Origin of the sequence: Myxococcus llanfairpwllgwyngyllgogerychwyrndrobwllllantysiliogogogochensis (assembly GCF_006636215.1) — a bacterium.
GTDB lineage: Bacteria > Myxococcota > Myxococcia > Myxococcales > Myxococcaceae > Myxococcus > Myxococcus llanfairpwllgwyngyllgogerychwyrndrobwllllantysiliogogogochensis.
Window position 1 is genome coordinate 1 of sequence record NZ_VIFM01000511.1, and the last position, 1873, is coordinate 1873.

The window sequence follows — 1873 nt, forward strand, 5'->3', positions numbered from 1 at the left end:
GTCCTCGCCATCAAGTCGGCGGGAGACGAATTCCGCGTGCCGCTGTTGTGGAACCACGACTCCTGGAGCCCCGCCATCGGCGTCGCGCGGTGCTTCCGCGAGGGCACCGAGTGGTTGATGGAGCCCATCTTCGACGAGGTCTGCGACACCTCGAAGATGGTGGCGGCGAAGGTCAAGGCGGGAACGCTGAACCAGTGCTCCATCCGCTTCATCCCCGCAGACAGCGAGCCGGTGCCGAACGCCGAGGGCGGCTACGACTTCCCCCTCGTCGAGACGTTGGAGGTGTCCATCGTCAACATCGGCGGGAACCAGGAAGCCGTGCGCCTGCGCTCCGCGGAGCCGGTGGCCGAGGACGAGGAAGCGAAGTACCGCGCGGCGGGGCTCGCCTTCCGCGCGAAGGTAGAGGGCGCGCTCGATGAGTTGAGGGCCGACGTGGTGAAGCTGCACAAGCTGCTGCCCGTCGAGGAAGAGGAGCCCGCCCTCGACGAGGAGCCGACGGAAACCGAGGACGAGGAGCCCGCGCCGAAAGAAGAAGAGGAGCGCGAGGCTCCGGAGGACAAGGAGCCCGCCACCGAAAAGACGGAGCCGCCCCCTGGTGAGGAGGAGACGGCGGACGAGCTGCCCGACGAGGAAGCCAAGGCGCTGCGCGTCCGCCTCACGAAGCGCTTCGGCTTCACGTCCGCTCAGTTGAAGTCCTTCTCGGGCTCGGAGCTGCGCAAGTACGCCGCCCTGCTGCCGCCCGTCGCGAAGTAGCCGCCCCTTCTACCGGATGAACGCGCCGTCCGGCGCACCACCCCACGAAACCTGGAGCCATCCATGAAGCCCACCCCGAAGCCCACCTCGGCGCCGAGCGCGCCCCCGCCTCTGCCCGAGTCCCTCCAGCGCGCCATCGACGCGTCCGCCACGCGCGCGGTCGAGGCTGCCGTCGCCGGCCGTCCCAACCCGCCCGCGCAGGTGCCCGTCACCTCCAGCGCGAAGGACCTGCAGATGGATGCGCCCGATGGCCAGGCGGCCTACGCCCGGCTGGGTGTGTTCATCAAGGCGCAGTACCTGGCCTCCGCCGAGCGCTTCCAGCTCATGCACAAGCCCGGCATGGAGGACCTCAAGAAGTACGTCGAGAAGTGCAAGGCGGTGGGCGCCTTCGCGTCCATCTTCGAGCAGGGCGGCGCCATCTGGACCCGCGAGACGAAGAGCGAGGAGGTGGTGGAGTTGCTGCGCGCGGACGCCATCCTCCTGCGTGCCGGCGCGCGCTCCGTCTCGGGCTACGGCGGGAAGTTCGTCGTCGGCCGCATCAACGAGGGGCCCCGTGTCTTCTGGGTGGGTGAGGGCCAGCCCGCGGAGAAGTCGGAGCTCAAGACCGGCACCACCGAGCTGGGCGCCCACAAGGCCATGGCCCTGTGCCCCATCAGCAATGACCTGATGCGGCTGGGGAACAGCGCCGCCTCGGCGGACGTGGGACGGGAGGTGTCCCAGTCCATGGCGCTGGAGGTCGACCTCGTCGGCCTCTACGGCAAGGGTGCGAAGAAGCCGACGGGTGTCTTCGAGGTGATTCCCGGTGGGCACAAGAACGCCATCACCGGGGTGAGCATCGACCAGGTGCGCTCGGACCTGAAGCTCAAGCTCATCAAGCCGATTCTCACGGCGAAGCTGAAGCTGGCCGGCAACGCGCCCTTCTACTTCATGTCGAACGCGCACCTCCTGTTCCTCTCGGAGCTGCGCGACGCCGCGGGCTACGTGTTCCCGGGGCTCCAGGACCTGGAGTCGCCGAAGCTCAACGGCTTCCCCGTGCTCGCCACGGAGTCGATGTACGGGAAGGGGCACATCGGCTTCGGCCTCGCGTCGCAGCTCTGGTACGGCGAGGCGTCCGCCATGG

The 1873-nt window shown here is 68.7% G+C and carries 2 protein-coding genes; both read left to right on the forward strand.

The window, feature by feature from the left end; translation table 11 throughout:
* On the forward strand, positions 1-753 hold a 753-nt coding region (locus FJV41_RS48925; RefSeq protein ID WP_141649476.1), incomplete at its 5' end, for an HK97 family phage prohead protease.
* Positions 754-816: 63 nt separating this feature from the next.
* Positions 817-1873, forward strand: a 1057-nt coding sequence (locus tag FJV41_RS48930; RefSeq protein ID WP_141649477.1) for a phage major capsid protein, incomplete at its 3' end; no start/stop codon positions are given.